The sequence below is a fragment of the Kitasatospora sp. NPDC092948 genome, from assembly GCF_044754805.1.
GTDB lineage: Bacteria > Actinomycetota > Actinomycetes > Streptomycetales > Streptomycetaceae > Kitasatospora.
Window position 1 is genome coordinate 984,809 of record NZ_JBIVPU010000001.1, and the last position, 18,342, is coordinate 1,003,150.

Here is an 18,342-nt window from a genome sequence, read left to right on the forward strand (position 1 = left end):
CGGCTCCGCCGGGTCGGCGAGCGCCTCCGGCGGTACGGGGGCGGGGAGTTCGGCCTCCGGCGGTGGGGGCGTGGGGAGTTCGGCGAGCCCGGGGGCCGTCACCGGCTCCGCCGGGTCGGCGAGCGCCTTCGGCGGTGTGGGGGTGGGGAGTTCCGAGAGCCCCGGGGCTGCCGTCGGCTCTGCCGGGTCAGCGGGCATCGCCTCCGGCGGTACGACCGCTGCGAGGGTGGGGAGTTCGGCCTCCGGCGGTGGGGGCGTGGGGAGTTCGGCGAGTTCGGGGGTCGTCACCGGCTCTGCCGGGTCGGCGGTGGGTGCCTCCGGTGGTGTGGGGGCGGGGAGTTCCGAGGGCCCCGGGGCTGCCGTCGGCTCTGCCGGGTCAGCGGGCATCGCCTCCGGCGGTACGACCGCTGCGGGGGCTGGGAGTTCGGCCTCCGGCGGTGGGGGTGTGGGGAGTTCGGCGAGTTCGGGGGTCGTCACCGGCTCCGCCGGGTCGGCGGTGGATGCCTCCGGTGGTGTGGGGACGGGGAGTTCGGTGAGTCCCGGGTCCGGCGCTGGCTCTGCGGGGGCGGTGAACGCCGGGTCTGGTGGGGCGGGCGGGGTTGATCCGATGTGGTGGTCGACCAGGCGGGACACCGTGCAGGGCAAGGAGATCGGGCGGATCGACGTCGGGCTCACCGGGCCGCGGGCGGCGCTCGCGCCCGGGGTGGGGCGGATGCCCGGGCCCGGGGAGTACTACCTGTCGCCCGCGTTGGCCAGGCTGGTGGACGAGATGCCGGCCGCGGAGTTGGGGGACCGGTTCCCGGGGCACCGGATCGGGATTCTGGGGGACGCGGCGCTGCCCGCGCCCGACAGTCTGCTGGCGGTGGTCGGCCGGACTCCGCAGGAGGTGGCGGCGCTGAGCGAGGCCGCGCTGGTGGACCGGATCGCCACCACCCGGCCCGACCAGTGCGAGCACTGCGTGGTGGGCATCAAGTCCGACGGCGTGGACCTGATCCTCACGGTGGTGAGCGGTGGGCTGGTCTTCCCGGTGCTGATCCTGATCGGCACCGCGACCCGCCTGAACGCCGCCCGCCGCGAGCAGCGTTTCGCCGCGATGCGGCTGGTCGGGGCGACGCCCCGGCAGGTGTCCGTGGTGTCGGCGGTGGAGGCGGCGGTCGCCGCCGCGGTCGGGGCGGTGCTCGGGTTCCTGCCGTTCCTGGCGCTGCGCGGCCCGGTCGCGGACATGGCGCTGACCGGCTCCCGGTTCTTCACCTCCGACGTCTCCCTGACGCCCCTCCAGATCGCCGGCGTCGCGCTGGGCGTCCCGCTGGCCGCCGCTCTTGCCGCGCGGATCGCGCTGCGCCGGGTGCAGATCTCCCCGCTCGGGGTGAGCCGCCGGGTGACGCCGAAGCCGCCGCGGGCGTGGCGGGTGGTGCCGCTGGTGGCGGGGCTGGTGGAGTTGGCCGCGTTCCTGATCTGGCATCCGGATTCGGTACCCGGGCAGGTCAGGGGGTACCTGTCCTCGTTCGTGCTGATCGCGCTCGGCCTGGTGCTGTCCGGCCCGTGGCTGACCATGACGGGCGCCGCCCTGATCGCCCGCCGCACCCAGCGCCCGGCCACCCTGATCGCGGTGCGCCGGCTGGCCGACAACCCGACCGCCGGGTTCCGGGCTGTCAGCGGACTGGTGCTGGCGCTGCTGGTGATGACCGCGACGCTCGGTGTCATCACCACGATGACCGACGAGCGCGACCACCCCCACGGCGGCCCGCAGTTCAGTAACGTGCTGGTCAACGAGCTGAGCGGCGGCTACACCAAGGACTACCTGCCGAAGTCTGCTGGCAGGCCCGCCCCACCCGAACTGATCGCCCGACTGCACGCCGTACCCGGCGTCCGGAACGTGCTGCTGGGGCACCCGGCCGACAAGGCCGTGCAGGTGCAGAGCGCCGGCGGCCCGGCCACCGCCCGGCAGGTCGTGGTCTGCGCCGACCTGGACCCGATCAGGATCTACGGCCACTGCGCGCCCGGCGCGCAGACCGCCTACGTCCCGACCGGTTGGTACGGCTGGCAGGACGAGAGCGCCAGCGAGTGGCCCGCCGCCCCGTTCACGCCCGAGCAGCTCTCCGGAACGGGCGTGCTGAACGTGATCGTGGAGACGGACGGCTCGACCGCCGCCGTCGAGCAGACCCGCACCATGGTGGACGCCGCGTACCCGGCGACCCGGCAGACGATGACGCTCGGCGAGGCGTGGACCCAGGCCGGGGCCGAACTGCGGGGCTTCCAGCAACTGGCCGACGTGGTGATCCTGGCGACCTTCCCGATCGCCGGGTGCAGCCTCGCGGTGAGCGTCGCCGGCGGGCTGAGCGAACGCCGGCGGCCGTTCAGCCTGCTGCGGCTGACCGGCGTGTCGCTCGGCACGCTGCGCCGGGTGGTGGCGATGGAGTCGGTGGTGCCGCTGCTGGTGATGGCGGCCGTCGCGATCGGTGTCGGCCTGCTCGCTGCGGACCTGTTCCTGCGCTCGCAGCTCCAGTACTCGCTGCACGCACTCGGCGCCGGCTACTACCTGGCGGTGGTCGGCGGCCTGGCCGCCGCGCTGGGGATCATCGGGGCGACGATGCCGCTGCTGCGGCGGATCACCGGACCGGAGACCGCCCGCAACGAGTAGCGGCCGGGCGGGGTCGTTCGGGTCGGGAGCATCTTCCGTCCGAACGGCCCCCGAGGTGTCGCCGGGCCCGGCGGCGCTGCCTAGCGTGGTCGGTGACCATGAGTAGCGGAGCGGACACGCGGCCGCTGCTCCCGTCCAGACCCCCTGGAGGTACGGCATGCGCCGAACGCGCACCGCCGCTGCCGCTCTGCTCGGCACCACCGCCCTGCTCGCCCTGGCCGGCGCGGCCGGCCCCGCGTCCGCCAAGGGCAGCCAGCCCGCCTGGGTCAGCCCGGCCCAGGCGCAGCCCGGCCAGTCCGTCTCGGTCAGCGTGAACTGCGCCGGCAGCTCGACGAAGTCACTGACCGCGACCTCGCTGGCGTTCGCCGGCGGCTCGACCACGCTCAGCGTCGGCCCGGACGGCAAGTACTCCGGCACCGCCACCGTCATCTCCGAGCGCGAGATGGCCGACGCGGCCGCCAAGCGCCCCACCGCCAACGACTCGTCCTGGGGCATCGACGGCAAGTGCCCGAACGGGGACAAGTTCGTCGGCGCGGTGGCCGTCGCCGCCCAGGGCGGCAACGGCAGTACGGGCGGTGGCGGCACGGGCGGCGAATGGGAAGGCAGCCGGCTCCCGCACGGCGGGGTGGAGACCGGGGTCGGCGGCTCAGTCGGCATGGACGGCGGGCGGCTGGCCGCCGGGGCCGGGCTGGTGACGGCCGGAGTGGCCGGGTTCTGGTTGCTGCGCCGTCGCGGGTCGGCGACCGGCGGGGCGCTCTGAGCGGCCGTCCGGTACGCGCCCACCGTACCTGCCGGGCCCCGCGTCCCCCGCGGCCCGAACGCCCGAGGGCGGCCCCACCGTCGTGGTGGGGCCGCCCTCGAAGTCTGCGTCAGACCGCCGCAGCAGTGGCGGCGGCCACGGGAGCGGCGTCGGTGCGCCGCAGGGTGCCGGTGGTCAGCAGGTACTGGCCGACGATGTAGGTGAGCATGATCAGGAAGCTGTGCATGGGCAGGTGCTTCCAGTGCGCGATGTCGGTGGCGATCAGGGTGTCGGACAGCAGGAACAGCGCGCCGCCCACGCCCGCCCGCCAGTCGATCCGGCCCGAGGTCAGCGCGGTGGAGGCCAGCAGCAGGCTGTAGCAGGCCATCGGGATCCGCATGCCGGCGTCCAGGTCGGGCAGCAGCAGCGTGATCAGCGTCGCCCAGACCACCAGGTAGCCGACCGCGATCAGCGCCGTGCGGCGGCGGTCGGCGAGCGCGCCGAGCTTGACGAACATCGTCACGTAGCAGGCGTGGCCGACCGCGAACGAGCCCATGCCGGCCAGGAACCCGGCGGTGCCGCCGACCTGGAGCAGGATGTCGCCGCCCGCGCCGAACAGCAGCGCCGGGATCAGCAGCTTCGGCGCGGCGGGCCGGGCCGACGCCCACACCCAGGCGGCCAGCAGCGGCATCAGCAGCGGCTTGGTGCAGGTCCGCAGGAGCGGCACTTGGAAGACGATCGCCAGCAGGTGGGCCACCGAGACGACGGCGAAGGCGATCAGCAGGGCCCGCGCGGTGCGCGGGTCACGGGCGGGGCTCATGCGGTGGCACTCTCCGGTGAGGCGGCAGGGGACTCGGTGCGCGGCGCGGGCTGCCAGCCCGGGCCCTTCGCCAGGTGGCGCAGCCGGTCGCCCCAGGTGGTGGCGCGGGCCACGTCCCGGGCGATCGCCGCGTACTCGTGGGTGGCGACCTTCAACGGGTTGTAGGTCGTGATGTTCTTGGTCAGCCCGTACACCGGCTGCTCGGCCTCGGCCGCGAAGGAGCCGAACCAGCGGTCGAAGACGATCAGGATGCCGCCGAAGTTGCGGTCCAGGTAGCCGCCCTGCGAGGCGTGGTGCACCCGGTGGTGCGACGGGGTGTTGAAGAGGTACTCGACCGGGCGGGGCAGCGTGCCGATCCGCTCGGTGTGGATCCAGAACTGGTACACCAGGTTCACCGAGCTGCAGAACGCCACCGCCGCCGGGTGCACGCCCGCCAGGATCATCGGCACGTAGAAGATCCAGCCGGTGACGGACGTCCAGGGCTGGCGCAGCGCCGTCGACAGGTTGTAGTGCCGGCTGGAGTGGTGCACCACGTGGCAGGCCCACAGCACCCGGATCACGTGGTGGCCGCGGTGCGACCAGTAGTAGAAGAAGTCGTAGGCGAGCAGCATCAGCGGCACCGTCCACCAGAGCACCGGGATCCGAAGCGGCGTCAACTCGTACAGGAACGAGTAGATCGCCACGATCGGGATCTTCCACCCGGCGTCGAACAGCAGCGAGCCGAGGCCCATCGACAGGCTGGCCGCGGTGTCCTTCGCGGCGTAGCCCTGCTCGTCCTCGTCCGGGTGGAACCGGTAGGAGACGATCTCCAGAACGGTGAGCAGCACAAAGGCCGGTATCGACCAGAGCACGACATTGGGCAGCTGAGGCATGCCCGGAACCATAAGGGACCCGGGCGACCGGCGGAAGAGGTAGTTACCGACGCGTAGTGTGCGGTGCGGAGTCTAGGCTTGGGGGCGACATGGAACGGCAGGAAGCAGCCGCCGGCGCCCTCGCGGCCACCGGTGGTGCGGGGATCGGACGCACGGGCGGGGCCGCACGGCTCGCGGCCCGGGACCGGACGTACCCGCAGATCGCCGGTACCGGAAGCGAACTCGCCGATTCCGCCAGGCAGTTGGCGGAGCGTTTGGCCGCCGCCGACCCTGCCGAGGCCGACCTGCTGGCCTCCGCCGTGTTCGGCCTGCACGGCGCCCGGCACCTCGGCGGCGCACCCCAGCAGGCCGAACCCGCGCCCGGCACCAGCTGGTGGCACGGCCCGAGCGTCCACCACACCACCTCGCCGCTGTTCCGGCCGCTCGGCTACCGCCGGATCCGGCGCGAGGCCCCCGCGCTGCCCGCCCCCCGCGCCACCGGCGGCGGCCGGCACCGCAAACCCGAACGCCCCACCACCGAACTGCGCATCGCCGCCCGGCTGCTGCTCGCCCACCCGCTGGTCACCGCCGACGGCCCGCACGGCGCGTCCCTGCCGCTGATCCGCCGTCACGCCGCCACCCTCGCCGAACGCTTCCACACCCTGCTCGGCTACCGGCTCACCCTCGGCCCCGCCCACGCCCGCCTGCACAAGGCCGCGCTGCCCGGCCGCGGCCTCGGCGGCCTCGACCCCGCCGGGTACGCCTCGCTCGTCCACGCGCTGACCGCGATCGCCTCCGGTGCGACGCCGGAACCGTCCGACGACCGGGTGCAGGCGCTGCTCGACCAGTGGCAGCCGACCGCCGACCTCGCCGCCGACCTGCTCACCGCACCCCCGCTGCCGGCCGCCGGGCCCGAACTGACGGTCCGCCGGCTGCTCGCCGAGACCCCCGTCGTCCTGCTCGACGACCTCGCGCCCGCCGAACGCGACCACCTGCGCGAGGCCGCCCCCGCGGAGACGGAACGATTCGCCGACGTGCTCGGCCTGACCGCCGAGATCCGCGCCGAAGGCATCGCCCTGTTCGACCCGGCCGACGAACTCACCGACCTCGCCCTCCCCGGCACCGGCACCCTCGCCCAGGCCGCCCTGCTGCTCGCCGAACGCCTGGTCGAGGACCTCCGCCCGGTCGACACCGAGAGCGCCCCGCCCGCCGTGCTGATCCCCGACGCCCTCATCGACGGCACCCTCGGCGACATCACCGACGACTACGGCATGAGCGCCGGCTGGGACGCCGGCTACCTCGCCGACCTCGCCGCCTTCCGCCGCGACGCCCTCGACCTGCTCCACCGGATGGGCCTCGCCGCCCCCGCCGGCCGCAACTGGCTGCTCCGGGCCCCCGCCGCCCGCTATGCCCCGCGCGCCGAACTCCAGCCCGCCCCGGGCTCCGGCCGGCACTCCCGCCCGGCGAAGGGGCGCGACCGGCAGGCGGTGTGACGGGTCACGGGGTGAGCGGGCGGACGCGTTCGGCGACCGGGCGGAACTCCTGGACGGTGCTGTCGTACTGGACGCGCTGGCCGCGGTGGAGGAAACGGTCGTCCTCCGGGCCGAGGACGGAGTCGTAGTAGACGGCGACTTCGGGGCCGCCCGAGTCCGGGGTGATGTAGCCGTAGGCGTGGTGGATGTCGAACCACCGCACGGTGCCGGTCTCCATGGCGGAGCTCCCTTCGGGCCGGTCACCCTCAGTATCGGCCGGGCCCCGGGGGCCCACCACTCGTTCGGCCGAGGGTCAGCGCTGCGCGGCGCTCACGGCATGGCCGTGGCGGACGGTCTCCACGGTGGCGCCGACGCCGAAGGAACCCAGGACGACGGAGGCCGCGACGGCGGCGCAGGCGAGCATCCGGCGGTGGCGCCTCGGCAGTGGGAAGCGGCGGTCCGGGGCGGACGACGGGATGGTGCGGGCGTTCATGGCAGGGAGCTTGACAGGGCGGCGTTACGCGGTCACGAAACGCGGGTGAAATCCGGAAGGGATCTCGGCGTCGGAACCTCCACACCGGGATCGCCGCAGGTCGCGGCGGTGACCGTCGGTGTGCGCAGCAGCCCCGGCAGGAACGAGGCCAGCACCTGCTGGGCCGCGCCGTAGAAGAAGATCGGCAGCAGCACGGCCGGGTGGCCGCCGAACTGGGCGCCGGCCAGCGCGGCCGCCGCGCTGGTGTTGTTCAGGCCGGACGCCAGCGTCAGCGTGGTGCGGGCGGCCGGCGCGGCGGGGGAGCGGCGGGTCGCCAGCCAGCCCGCCAGGAACGGGCCGGCGCACACCAGCGCGCCGCACCCCGCGGCGACCGCGACCAGCCCGGGCTCGGGCCGCAGCGCGATCTCCCGGGCCACGCCCGCCGCGTTCAGGTACGTCAGCGCGAGCGCGTTCAGCAGGCCGGCCAGCCGCAGCCGGGGCAGCAGCGCCGCGCGCAGCCGGCCGCCCAGCGGACGGCGGGTGGCGCGGCGGGCCAGCAGCCCGGCCAGGCACGGCAGCGCCACCCACAGCGCCATGAACCGGCAGGTCGCGTCGGAGCGGGCGAGCGCGTCCAGCACCCGGCGCGGGCCGCCGCTCTCCGGCTCCTCGGCGAGCAGCAGGCCGAGCGGCGTGGTGAGCGGGCTGAGCAGCGAGGTGGTGAGGACCAGGCCGAGGCCGAGCGGCGCGTCCCCGCCCACCCGGGCGCCCCAGGTCTGGGCGGCCCCGGCCACCGGCATCGCGGCCGTCAGCGCCAGCCCGACCACCAGCCAGCGCGCCTCCCGGACGTCCGGCCAGCACCCGGCGGCGGCCCGCTCCGCCCCGAGCAGCACCACCGTCCGCAGCACCAGTGCCACCCCCAGCCCGGCCAGCAGCAGCCCGGGCCGCAGCAGCGCCCGCCCGACGTCCGCGGCCCGGGTCTCGAACCCGCCGATGAACATCGCCGCCACCAGCATCAGCATCGGCACCGTCACCCCCGCCGCCCGGCAGTGCCGGACCTCCCCGGCCACGCCCGGCAGCAGCGCGCCCAACAGGCAGGCGGCGAGGGTGGCGGTGGCGAGCCGGCGGCGCAGGGCGCGGTCGAGGACGGTGCAGAGCGGGCGCATGGGGGTCGGGCTTTCGGGGGTGCAGGGGGTGCATGGGGTGCCGACGGCCCGTCGGACGCGGTGGGGCCGGCTCTCGGGTGCTGCGGACGCCGGGACCGGTCGCCGTGCGGCGGGCCGACGGTCCGTCGGAGCGGCGGACCCGGCGGGCGCGGGCGGATGACGGCCGCCCGGCCACCGCTCGGCGTGGAGTCCGACCCGACCAGCCTGCCACCGCCCCGGGGCGGTCCCGACCATTACGAACTCTTGGTAAAGCCGGGCGAGTTGCCGCTCGCCCAGACGCCGCACGGGCCGCCGGGCCGGCCGCCCGGAGCCGGGGCGGGGGGCGTTTCACTCCTGCGGGCGAGACCGCCCGGGGTATTCCTCGCCGACGGCGGTGCCGATCGCGTCCCGCAGCCCGTGCTCGGCGTGCACCCGCCCGGGCCCGGCCGCCGGGTCGGAGCGGAGCTCGCGCAGCAGCGACAGGCACAGCGCCAGCATCACCAGCACGAACGGCAACGCCACCAGGATGGTGGCGTTCTGCAGCGCCGTCAGCCCGCCCGCCAGCAGCAGCGCCGCCGCGACCGCCGCCATCAGCGCGCCCCACACCACCACCAGCCAGGTGCGCGGGTGCAGCGCGCCGCCCGAGGAGAGCGAACCCAGCACCAGCGAGGCCGAGTCCGCCGAGGTGATGAAGTACAGCATCACCAGCAGCACGGCGATCACGCTGGTCAGCGAGCCCAGCGGCAGCGCCTTGAGCATCTCGAACAGCCCGGCGTCCGCGCCCTGCGGAATGGTCGCGACCAGGTCGGCCGCGCCGGTGGACTGCAGGCGGATCGCGGTGGCGCCCATCACCACGAACCACACCGCGGTCGCCCCGCTCGGCACCAGCAGCACCCCCACCAGGAACTGGCGCACCGTCCGGCCGCGCGAGATCCGGGCGATGAAGGTGCCGACGAACGGCGCCCAGGACAGCCACCACGCCCAGTAGAAGATCGTCCAGGAGCCCAGCCAGTCCTCGTTGGTGAACGCCCCGGTCTGGGTGGCCAGCACCGCCAGGTCCGACAGGTAGCCGCCGACCGTGGACGGCAGCGCGTCCAGCACGAACACCGTCGGACCGACCACGAAGACGAACGCCATCAGCGCCGCCGCCAGCACCACGCTGGTGGTGGACAGCCACTTCACGCCCCGGTGCACACCCGACATCGCCGACAGCACGAACGCGCCGCCGAGCGCCGCGATCACCACCAGCTCGACGCCCTGGGTGGCCCGGATGTCCGTCACGTACCCGAGACCGCCCGCCACCTGGATCGCGCCCAGGCCCAGACTGGTCGCCGAGCCGAACACCGTCGCGAACACCGCCAGCAGGTCGATCACCCGACCCGCCCAGCCGTGCGCCCGCCGCTCGCCGAGCAGCGGCACGAACGCCTCCGACATCCGGTTGCCCCGGCCCTTGCGGAAGGTGGTGTACGCGAGCGCCAGACCGCCCACCGCGTAGATCGCCCACGGGTGCAGCGTCCAGTGGAACAGCGAGAACTCCAGCGCCCGCTGCGCCGCCGCGGGCGTCTGCGGCGCGATGCCCGAGCCCGGCTGCGGCTGCGCGTACAGCTGAAGGGGCTCGCCCACGCCGTAGAACAGCAGGCCGATGCCCATGCCGGCGCTGAACATCATCGCCACCCAGGCCGTGGTGGAGAACTCCGGCCGCTCGCCGTCCCGCCCGAGCGGCACCCGGCCGAACCGGCTCAGCGCGATCACCACCGCCAGCACCAGGAACACGTCCGCGGCCACCACGAACAGCCAGCCGAAGGAGTGCAGCACCCAGGACAGCGCGGTGCCGGAGGTGTCGCTCAGCGAGTCCTGCGCGAACACCCCCCAGGCGACCACCGCCAGCACCGCGACGGCGCCGACGCCGAACACCACCCGGTCCAGCGGGAAGGCGTCGCCGTCCGCCGAGGACGGCTGACGACCCGGCAGGGGCTCGGGAGGCTCGGACGACTGGGACGGCTCGGAAGGCGTGGGCATATGAGGCACTATGTCCACAAACGCCCGCCCGCCGGTAGGCGGCACGCCGAGAGCCCGCGCAGTCGAACGGCAGGTCAGGTGGACGGCGGCTCGTACGGGTTCAGCACCAGCCGGACCATCTCCTCCAGCCGGGTGCGGGCGTCGTCCAGGGTGGACCGGCCGGTCACCCAGGCCGTCAACTCGCCCTGCCAGGCGTGCCCCACCATGTGCCGCACCAGCTCCCCGGACGCCGACGGCACCTCCGGCAGCACCACGCCCAGCGCCGCCCGGTCCGCCCGGGCCAGCCCCTGCAACGCCTCACTGGCGAACGGGTCCGTGGACGTCGCCACCGCCACCCGCAGCCGGGCCAGTTCGGGCTGCCGCTGGTACGCCCGCATCCCGCGGCGCACGAACCGCACCGCCCGCTCGGTCGGCGAGGCGCTGCGCCCCGCCCCCACCTCGCCCACCAGGTCGGCGAGCAGCAGCCGATGCCAGTCCGCCATCGCGGCGGCCAGCAGGTGGTCCTTCGAGGAGAAGTACCGGTAGGCGGTTCCGAGGGCCACCCCCGAACGCTCCGACACCTGCTTCATCTGGAGCCGCTCCACGCCGATCTCGGTCACCAGAGCCAGGGCGGCGGACAGGAGAGAGCCGCGGCGTTCGAGCTGACGGGGGGACATCGCCTCCACCGGACGAGGTGACAGGTCAACCTTGGTCACCCGAACCATGATACGGGGCGGCCCCTCGCGGCGGTATGACGCGACAGGTCACCGCTCAGTGACGGTCTCGGCGGCGGTGCCGGTGGCGGTGACGGCGGCGGTGGCGGTGACGGCGGCGGTGGCGGTGACGGCGGCGGTGACGCTGACGGTGCGGTGGCGGTTCCGGCGGCGGTTCCGGCGGCGTCGATCACCGGGGCTCGGCGCGCCGCTCGCGCAGCAGGGTCTCCTGCACGGCCGACGCCACCAACACCCCGTCACGGTCGTAGAACTCGCCCATCGCCAGCCCCCGGCCGTCCGCCGCGGACGGGCTGCGCTGCGCGAACAGCAGCCACTCGTCGGCCCGGAACGGACGGTGGAACCACATCGCGTGGTCCAGCGACGCCAGCGACACCCGCGACTCCGTCACCCGGTGCACCCGGTGCGGCTGCAGGTGCAGCGCGGTGGTGGAGGCCAGCGTCAGGTCGGACAGGTAGGTGAGCGCGCACACCTGCAGCAGCGGATCGTCCGCCGGCAGCCGGGCATCCGTCCTCAGCCAGACGAACTGCTGCGGCACCCCCGGCAGTTCGGGCGGCAGACCCGGAGCGTCCGCCGGGACGAAACGCATCTGCAGGGCCCGGAATATCGCCGACCGCTCGTACTCCTCCGGCGCGTCCCGCTGCCACGCCAGGTACGGATCCGGCAGCTCCTCCGGCCCCGGCACCGGCGGCATGGTGCGCTGGCGGTCGCCCGAGGACTCCGGGCGCTTGAACGACGCCGACATGGTGAAGATCGCCTCGCCGCGCTGGACCGCCGTCACCCGCCGGGTCGCGTACGAGTTCCCGTCCCGGGCCCGGTCCACCTGGTAGACGATCGGGCGGCGCGGATCGCCCGGCCGCAGGAAGTACCCGTGCAGGCTGTGCACCCGCCGCTCCGCCGCCACCGTGCGCCCCGCCGCCGTCAGCGCCTGCGCCGCCACCTGGCCGCCGAACGCCCGCAGCGGCGCACCCGCATGGCAGCGGCCCCGGAACAGGTTCTCGTCCAGCTCCTCGATGCCGAGCAGCTCGGTAAAAGAAGGAAGGGAAGTCGGGGAGGTCGGAGTCACGCGGCACATGCTAGAACACGTTGCAGTACCCGCCGGGTGTGGAACGTGTCACGTCCGCTGTCGGTGGTGATCGTTAGATTCCGTCCATGACCACGGCCGTCCACACCCTGCGCTACCGCAGACCCTCGGCGCTGCGCCCGCACCGGCTGGAACTCGCCACCCAGCACGACCCGAACGGCCACCCCCGGTACTTCGACGGCGCGCTGCGCCACCCCGGGCCGGCCGCCGCCGCGCTGCTCGCCGTCGCCGACGTGGCCGCCGCCCGCTACCACCGCCCGCTCGCCGCCGCCTCGCTCGACCCCGTGGTCACCGCCGACGGCGACCGGCTGCGCTTCGAATCCTTCTCCGGCTGCGGCGGCGTCCACGCCCGCCTCGACCTGCTCCCCGACGGCCTCGACGGCGCCGCCACCGGCCACGGCACCACCAACATCGACATCGGCGGCCCACTGCGCGAAGCCCTGCGCCTGCGCGCCCCCGACGACCGGCTCACCCTCGCCGTCGGCGCCGACGACATCGAAGTCGGCCTCGGCGCCGACACCCTGATCGAACGGAAAGTGCCACTGCCGACGCGCTGGCTCAAGGGCTTCGCCGAGACCCAGATCCTCACCGCCCGGTTCGACCTGCGCGCCGAACTGCCCGCCGCCGAAGCCGTCCGCTTCCTGCGCACCCTGCCCGCAACCGGCCGCAGCACCGTCCGCTGGGTCCTGCCCGCCGGCCGCACCCTGCGCCCCACCTCCCGGCCCGGCCCCGGCGCCAGCTGCCTCCCCGGCCCCGAACGGCTCGCCGCGCTGCGCCCGCTGCTGCGGCACGTGACCGGCCTGCGGATCTACGGCCCGCCCGGAACCCCCACCGGCCCTACCTCGTCCGCGTGGGAACTCGCCCTGCCCGGCGGCCGGATCACCCTCACCCTCTCGCCCGACGCCGCCCGCGGCTTCTCCGGCGAGGGCGGCCTGCTCGACCTGCTCGCCGGGCCGCTCGCCGCAACCGACGCCGGGACGCTCGCCGCGCTGCTCGACGGCGAGGCCCGGACCGACTCCGCGGGCCTCACCGACCTCGCCGCCGACAGCGGCCTGCCCGCCGACCGGATCCGCGCCGCCCTCGCCCACCTCGCCACCGCCGGACGGATCGGCTACGACCTCGCCGACGCCGCCCACTTCCACCGCCGACTCCCGTACACCGCAGGCCGGGTCGAGGACACCAACCCCCGCCTCCGGGCCGCCCGCGAGCTGCTCGCCGCAGGGGCCGTCGGCCCGGTCACCGGCGACCTGCGCGTGGTGACGGTCGGCGACCACGCCCACCACGTCCGGGTCGACGCGAACGGCCCGGCCGGCTGCACCTGCCGCTGGTGGGCCCGCCACCGGGGCGACCGGGGGCCGTGCAGCCATGTCCTGGCGGTGCGGATGGCGGGGGAGACGGAACGATGACGCGGGCCGGGGTGGGAACGGTGGTGACGTCATGCCGTGTCGGGGCGGGTGAAGTTGTGGGGCCGGTGGTCGAGTTGGCGTTGCGGCGTTGCGGCGTTGCGGCGTTGCGGCGTTGCGGCGTTGCGGCGTTGCGGCGTTGGTCGGCCGGGGTGCCGGGGTGCCGGGGTGCCGGGGTGCCGGGGTCGGGGGCGTCGGGGTGTCGGGGGCGGGGGCGTCGGCCCGTTCGGTGGTGGCCTTCGGTGGGGCGGTAGGGGGTCGTGCAGTGGGGTGCGGACGGTGATGGATGTGATGCGGGCCGGGGTGGGATCGGCGACGTGTCGTGCGGAGTGCCGCGACGTCGCCCGGCCGGGCGGTGGGGTCGGCGGCCCGCTCGGTGGGGGCGCCCGGGCAGTGGCGGCCGGGGGTCGGGCGGTGGCGATGTGGATGACGATGACAGAGGAGAAGCAGCAGTGAAGCAGCCCGGTACCGACCTCGACCTGACGGCGGCGATCCGCCGGGCCGACTTCGTCGAAGTCGCCCGACTGGTCGGCGCGTTGACGCCGCAGCAGCGGCGGGCGGAACTTCCGGCGCTGAAGGCGTTGCGGCGGGATCTGCGCGAGAGCGAGCGCTCCCGGGGCGGGGCCTGGACGGCACTGCTGGTGGCCGGGGCGGTCTGCCACACCGCCCCGTCCGGTGCGGCCGAGTGGATCGGCTCCCCGGACTTCGACGGCATCGAACGGTGGCAACGGCCGCCGCTGAGCGGTCTGTTGGACGATCAGGACGCCGGCTGGCAACGGGACGTGGCACTGCGGCTGGCCCGTCGACCCGCCGACCGCGAGTGGTGGGGGCCCTCCACCGCGTACCGGGTCGCCGAGCACCTGCTGCGGGCGAGCGACACCCTGCCGCCCGCCGAGCCCGGTTTCGTCGCTGCCTGGATGACCGACCGCGGCGACCCCCGACCCCGGTACGGGGAAGGGCAGTTGCCGGCCGGCGTCGACCTGTACGCGCGGCTCGTGCAGGACAACTTCACGCCCGTCCTCGCCCCGCTGGTCTTCGACGCCGACACCGTCCAGCAGCTGTCCGGGCCGTGGGCCGCCAGGCAGGACTCCCAGCGCTGGCCGGCCGTCCTCGCCCGGCTCGCCGCCGAACGGGTCATCGACCGGGGCGAGTTGATCGCCCGCGGGTTCGCCCGACTGGTGCGCGGCGGTGGCGCCGGGGAACTGCGCGGCTACCTTGCGGCGGTCCGGGAACTGGCCCCGTCCGTCGACGAACTCGCGGCGAACCTCCGGGCGTTGACGGCACTGCTGGACGGCCCCTCGACGCTCGCCGGCTACGCGCAGGAGTGCCTGATCGCCCTCGACCGCGCCGGACGGCTGGACGATGCGACCGTGGCCGAGGCCGCCGACGTGCTGCTCACCCGGCCGGAGAAGAAACTCGTCCGGGCCCAACTGGCCTGGCTGGACCGGGTGGCGGCGCGGGCGCCGGAGCTCGCGTTGCGGGCGGCGGCGCGGTGCTACGCGAACCCGGACCGGCAACTCCAGGAACAGGCACTGAAGTTGACCGAACGTCATCTCAGCGACCGGCGCGGTCCGTTGCTGCTGGAGCTGCGGACGGCGGCGCTGCTGCTCGACCCGGCGCACGCCGTGCTGGCCACCCAACTGCTGGGCCTAGGCGTGGAGTCGGGCGAGACGGCGGCCGAACACGACCGCCTGCCGGAGCCGCCTCGGCCGGAGGCGATGCCCGCACCGCTCGGCACCCCCGCCGAGGTCGCCGAGGAGCTTGCCGCCGCCATGAACGCCGACGGCGACAGCGTCGCCTTCGAACGCGTCCTCGACGGACTCGTCCGGCACGCCTGGCGGGACCGGGCCGCGCTCACCGCCGCACTCGCCCCCGTGCTCACCGCCACCGCCGAACGGCGACCGCTCGGGGTACTCGCCGGCGCCGTCACCGGCGCCCTGCCCAAGCAGCGGGCCTGGCGGGCCCTGAGCACACCCAAGGCCAGCCCGTTCCGGACCTGGGACCTGCGCGGCGGCATCGGTGCGTTCATCGCCGCCCGGCTGGAGGAGACCGCCTGGCGCCTGTCCGGCGACCCCGTCCCCCTGCTGCTCGCCACCCCCACCCGGCGCGACGGCGCACTCGACCCCGCCGAACTGGCGGCACGCCTGCGCCAGTACGAGGAACTCGGCCTCGAACCCGGGCCGCTCGACCTCGCGCAGGCCCTGCTGCGCACGATGCCTGACGGCCGGTCGGCTTCGGGGGCTGGTGACCGTCCCACCGCTCCGGGCGGGGCGGCGGCCACGGCCACGGCCACGGCTGGCGCGGATCGTCCCGTCGGTCGGGGCGGTTCGTCGGATGCGGCTGGTGTGGATCTTCCCGTCGGTCGGGGCGGTTCGTCGGGTGCGGCTGTCGGTGGTTGTGCCGGCGGCCGGGGTGGCTCGTCGGGTACGGCCGCCGACGGCCTCGCCGGTTCCGAGGGCTTGTCGGGTGAGGCTGCGGTCGGTCTCCCTCCCGGTCCTTTTTCTGGCCCGGCCGACCGTCTCGCCGGTTCCGAGGGCCTGCCGGGTGAGGCTGCCGCCAGCCTCCGTCCCGGCCCCGCCGACTGCCCCGCCGACCGTCTCGCCGACCGCCTCGCCGGCCCGGCCGGGGCTCGGCTCGCTGCCTGGCTGCGGGTCGGCGGGCTGCCCCGGCAGGCCAGTGTCCCGGTGCCCGCCGGGAGCGGTCGGGGCGGGCTGTGGATGTCGGAGGGCCACCGGTTCTGCGAACAAGTCGGCCTGGGCGAGGAGACGTTGGCGCTGCTCGGGGTGCCCGGATCGGGCGCGCCCGGTGTCCGTCCGGAGGGCGGGGTGCCGGAGGCGGTGCGGCGGTTGCTCGGCCCGTCGGAGCGCTTCCTGCGGCGCTCCGAGGTGGAGTACTCCATGCCGGACGCGCGCTGGCTCGCCGTGCTGCCGCACCACCGGGAGGAGCTCGCCGCCCGGCTGATCGGCCAGCTCGCCGACTCCGCCGGTTCCGCGCCGGTCCGGGGCCACCCCCAGGTGCTGCCGCTGCTCGCGGAGACGGGCGGCCCGGCCGGGTTCGCCGTTCACCAGGCCCTCGCCTACGGCCTCGGCGCGGCCTTCCCGGAGGACCGTACCGCCGTCGTCGACGCCCTGCTGTCGCTGGCCGCGCAGTCCGAACTCGACGCGGAACTCCTCGGCCGTGAGGCAGGCGAACTCCTCCGGCTCGGCGCCGTCAAAGCGAACCGGCTCGCCGCCACCTGTACCGAATTCGCCGACGCGGGAGCGCCACGTCTCGCCTGGGCCGTGCTGTCCGGCGTCCTGCCGGCTGTCCTCGACGGACGCCCGCCGGCCGGTGCGGCGGGGCTGCTGACGGCCGCGGTCGAGTGCGCCCGCCGGGCGGGGGCGAGCGGTCCGATTCCGGCGGTGACGGCCGTGGCGGCAAGTGGCGCGCGCAGCAAACTGGTGGCGGAGGCGAAGGTCCTGGCCGGACTGCTGGAGGGCACCTGAGGGGGAGCGGGCGGCGGGTGCCGACGGGTCGGGGCGGCGGCGGCTGCTCCACCGCAGCCCCGGGCCGACGTCAGGGGGTTGCCGGAGAGCCCGGATGCTGTACTTTTCGTGCACGCCGCCCCGATCTTGGGGCGCAGCTCGGGGGGGATGTACATGCAGCAAGGGTTCCGTGCTGTCCTCGGCGTGGCCGTGCTGGTGCTCGTGGCCGCGACAGGTTGTTCGTCCGGTGGCAGGACATCCGCAGGGCCGACCGTTTCCCCGGTGTCGGCCTCGCCCTCGGTGTCCCCGTCCGCCGTGCCTCTGGAGGCCCCCTCCGCTCGTCCGGTATCTCACTTCGCCGGGGTCGGGCCCGTGACTCCGGTGCAGTCCTCCGGCCCCGTGGGGCTCGGCGGGGTGATCAACCGCACCCGCGCGCTGGTGATGTCGTCGACGCCCCGGGAGCGCGCGGCCCCCGATCCGGAGGGCTTGATACTGATCCAGGCCTGGCCCGGTGGCGCTGCCTACATGTGGGAGACCGACGACCAGCGGCAGTGCGACGGCACGGCCGACCTGGAGGTGGTGTGGATCCAGCGCTGCAACCTTCACCCGGTGGATCCGCCCATCTCGTCACCCGCCGGCGTGCACTCGCTCGGCACCTTCTTCACCGATGGCTGGGTCCGCGTCATCGGCACCGACCATCAGGAGGTGGTCGGGGCGTTCTGCGGCAATGCGCCGCTGGAGGTGCATCGGGTCGGCACGATCCTGGGCGGAGCCCGGACGGTGTACGCCCTGTGGTTCCCGAACTATACGAAGGGCAGCGTGACGGTCGTGCTCGACCACGAAGGCGTCACCAGCCGTACCTCGCTCCACCTCGGTGACGTCGGCGACCTCAGCTGTACGCCGACCCCCTGATTCCCCCGGCCCGGCGGGCGGCAGAGTTGTGGAACGGTCGTTCTTGACTGGTCGTTCTCGAATGTCTAGGGTCGTGGTCATGGGAAGACCACGGGCCTTCGACGAGGCCGAGGCGGTTCGGAACGCGGCGGTGCTGTTCGCCGAGCGCGGGTACGACGGGACGTCGGTCGACGATCTGGTGCACGGGCTCGGGGTTCACCGGGGCAGTCTGTACAAGGTGTTCGGCAGTAAGCGGGGGCTGTATCTCGCGGCGCTCCGGCAGCATCTGGACGACGAGGTGCTGCCGACGGTGGCGGCGCTGGCGGTCACCGGCGGGCCGGCGGAGGCGCTCGCGCAGGCGGCGGCCGGGTTCGACGGTGGGGCGGCGGCCGGGTTGCTGCTGTCGGCCGCGGTGCATCAGGCGCCGGCGGATCCGGAGGTCGCGGAGCTGGTCGCGGAGGCGCTGGACGCGTTGGAGCGGGCGCTGGCGGCGGTGCTCCGGGAGTCGGACGACAGTCCGCTGATCGGGGCGCTCGGGGCCGGTGTGCTCGGGCTGCGGCTGCGTGACCGGGCGCTCGGGCCGGCGGCGTCCGGGTCCGCGGTCCGGGCCCTGGCCGCCCGGCTGACCGGCTGA

At 75.0% G+C, this 18,342-nt stretch carries 15 protein-coding genes; 7 read left to right on the forward strand and 8 right to left on the reverse strand.

What is annotated here, in order from left to right; all coding sequences use genetic code 11:
• Window positions 1-607: 607 nt before the first annotated feature.
• Together ACIQF6_RS04015 and ACIQF6_RS04020 are read left to right on the forward strand one after the other, a co-directional pair.
• Entirely contained in the window at window positions 608-2,641 is a 2,034-nt protein-coding gene (locus ACIQF6_RS04015; protein WP_400889804.1) for an FtsX-like permease family protein, read from the forward strand.
• Window positions 2,642-2,798: 157 nt separating this feature from the next.
• Complete coding sequence (locus tag ACIQF6_RS04020; protein ID WP_400889806.1) at window positions 2,799-3,401, forward strand: hypothetical protein; 603 nt, start codon at window positions 2,799-2,801, stop codon at window positions 3,399-3,401.
• A gap of 109 nt (window positions 3,402-3,510) precedes the next feature.
• Here ACIQF6_RS04020 and ACIQF6_RS04025 read toward each other — a convergent pair whose 3' ends face one another.
• Together ACIQF6_RS04025 and ACIQF6_RS04030 are read right to left on the reverse strand one after the other, a co-directional pair.
• Entirely contained in the window at window positions 3,511-4,200 is a 690-nt protein-coding gene (locus ACIQF6_RS04025; protein ID WP_400889808.1) for a lysoplasmalogenase, read from the reverse strand.
• Window positions 4,197-5,072 carry a sterol desaturase family protein gene (locus tag ACIQF6_RS04030; protein WP_400889810.1) on the reverse strand — a complete coding sequence of 292 codons (876 nt, stop codon included), beginning with the start codon at window positions 5,070-5,072 and terminating at the stop codon, window positions 4,197-4,199. The genes ACIQF6_RS04025 and ACIQF6_RS04030 overlap by 4 nt, the downstream gene beginning before the upstream one ends.
• Before the next feature lie 89 nt (window positions 5,073-5,161).
• Here ACIQF6_RS04030 and ACIQF6_RS04035 point away from each other — a divergent pair, with 89 nt between their 5' ends.
• Window positions 5,162-6,544, forward strand: coding sequence for a DUF2398 family protein (locus ACIQF6_RS04035; RefSeq protein WP_400889812.1), 1,383 nt, complete (start codon window positions 5,162-5,164; stop codon window positions 6,542-6,544).
• A gap of 4 nt (window positions 6,545-6,548) precedes the next feature.
• Here ACIQF6_RS04035 and ACIQF6_RS04040 read toward each other — a convergent pair whose 3' ends face one another.
• The 6 genes from ACIQF6_RS04040 to ACIQF6_RS04065 all read right to left on the reverse strand — a co-directional run bounded on the left by ACIQF6_RS04040 (window position 6,549) and on the right by ACIQF6_RS04065 (window position 11,932).
• Complete coding sequence (locus ACIQF6_RS04040) at window positions 6,549-6,761, reverse strand: cold-shock protein (protein WP_400889814.1); 213 nt, start codon at window positions 6,759-6,761, stop codon at window positions 6,549-6,551.
• Between the two features lie 75 nt (window positions 6,762-6,836).
• Window positions 6,837-7,016: a hypothetical protein gene (locus tag ACIQF6_RS04045; protein WP_400889816.1), complete on the reverse strand. Its 180-nt coding sequence runs from the start codon at window positions 7,014-7,016 to the stop codon at window positions 6,837-6,839.
• 32 nt (window positions 7,017-7,048) lie between these two features.
• Entirely contained in the window at window positions 7,049-8,158 is a 1,110-nt protein-coding gene (locus ACIQF6_RS04050; RefSeq protein ID WP_400889818.1) for a hypothetical protein, read from the reverse strand.
• A 327-nt stretch (window positions 8,159-8,485) separates the two neighbouring features.
• Entirely contained in the window at window positions 8,486-10,156 is a 1,671-nt protein-coding gene (locus ACIQF6_RS04055; protein WP_400889820.1) for a BCCT family transporter, read from the reverse strand.
• A gap of 74 nt (window positions 10,157-10,230) precedes the next feature.
• Window positions 10,231-10,851, reverse strand: coding sequence for a TetR/AcrR family transcriptional regulator (locus ACIQF6_RS04060; RefSeq protein WP_400889822.1), 621 nt, complete (start codon window positions 10,849-10,851; stop codon window positions 10,231-10,233).
• 187 nt (window positions 10,852-11,038) lie between these two features.
• Entirely contained in the window at window positions 11,039-11,932 is an 894-nt protein-coding gene (locus tag ACIQF6_RS04065) for an acyl-CoA thioesterase (protein WP_400889823.1), read from the reverse strand.
• An 86-nt stretch (window positions 11,933-12,018) separates the two neighbouring features.
• Between ACIQF6_RS04065 and ACIQF6_RS04070 the strand changes: the two genes are divergently transcribed.
• The 4 genes from ACIQF6_RS04070 (at window position 12,019) to ACIQF6_RS04085 (ending at window position 18,342) form a co-directional block, all read left to right on the forward strand.
• Window positions 12,019-13,356 carry an SWIM zinc finger family protein gene (locus ACIQF6_RS04070; protein WP_400889824.1) on the forward strand — a complete coding sequence of 446 codons (1,338 nt, stop codon included), beginning with the start codon at window positions 12,019-12,021 and terminating at the stop codon, window positions 13,354-13,356.
• A gap of 449 nt (window positions 13,357-13,805) precedes the next feature.
• A complete protein-coding gene (locus ACIQF6_RS04075; protein WP_400889826.1) occupies window positions 13,806-16,838 on the forward strand; it encodes a hypothetical protein in 3,033 nt (1,010 codons plus the stop codon).
• 351 nt (window positions 16,839-17,189) lie between these two features.
• Window positions 17,190-17,729 carry a hypothetical protein gene (locus ACIQF6_RS04080; protein WP_400889828.1) on the forward strand — a complete coding sequence of 180 codons (540 nt, stop codon included), beginning with the start codon at window positions 17,190-17,192 and terminating at the stop codon, window positions 17,727-17,729.
• Between the two features lie 79 nt (window positions 17,730-17,808).
• Entirely contained in the window at window positions 17,809-18,342 is a 534-nt protein-coding gene (locus ACIQF6_RS04085) for a TetR/AcrR family transcriptional regulator (protein WP_400889830.1), read from the forward strand.

What these genes read in the sequence shown, in the direction of transcription:
- ACIQF6_RS04015 (WP_400889804.1), top strand. Translation starts at nt 608, where the DNA reads ATGTGGTGGTCGACCAGGCGGGACACCGTGCAGGGCAAGGAGATCGGG.
- ACIQF6_RS04020 (WP_400889806.1), top strand. Translation starts at nt 2,799, where the DNA reads ATGCGCCGAACGCGCACCGCCGCTGCCGCTCTGCTCGGCACCACCGCC.
- ACIQF6_RS04025 (WP_400889808.1), bottom strand. Translation starts at nt 4,200, where the DNA reads ATGAGCCCCGCCCGTGACCCGCGCACCGCGCGGGCCCTGCTGATCGCC.
- ACIQF6_RS04030 (WP_400889810.1), bottom strand. Translation starts at nt 5,072, where the DNA reads ATGCCTCAGCTGCCCAATGTCGTGCTCTGGTCGATACCGGCCTTTGTG.
- ACIQF6_RS04035 (WP_400889812.1), top strand. Translation starts at nt 5,162, where the DNA reads ATGGAACGGCAGGAAGCAGCCGCCGGCGCCCTCGCGGCCACCGGTGGT.
- ACIQF6_RS04040 (WP_400889814.1), bottom strand. Translation starts at nt 6,761, where the DNA reads ATGGAGACCGGCACCGTGCGGTGGTTCGACATCCACCACGCCTACGGC.
- ACIQF6_RS04045 (WP_400889816.1), bottom strand. Translation starts at nt 7,016, where the DNA reads ATGAACGCCCGCACCATCCCGTCGTCCGCCCCGGACCGCCGCTTCCCA.
- ACIQF6_RS04050 (WP_400889818.1), bottom strand. Translation starts at nt 8,158, where the DNA reads ATGCGCCCGCTCTGCACCGTCCTCGACCGCGCCCTGCGCCGCCGGCTC.
- ACIQF6_RS04055 (WP_400889820.1), bottom strand. Translation starts at nt 10,156, where the DNA reads ATGCCCACGCCTTCCGAGCCGTCCCAGTCGTCCGAGCCTCCCGAGCCC.
- ACIQF6_RS04070 (WP_400889824.1), top strand. Translation starts at nt 12,019, where the DNA reads ATGACCACGGCCGTCCACACCCTGCGCTACCGCAGACCCTCGGCGCTG.
- ACIQF6_RS04085 (WP_400889830.1), top strand. Translation starts at nt 17,809, where the DNA reads ATGGGAAGACCACGGGCCTTCGACGAGGCCGAGGCGGTTCGGAACGCG.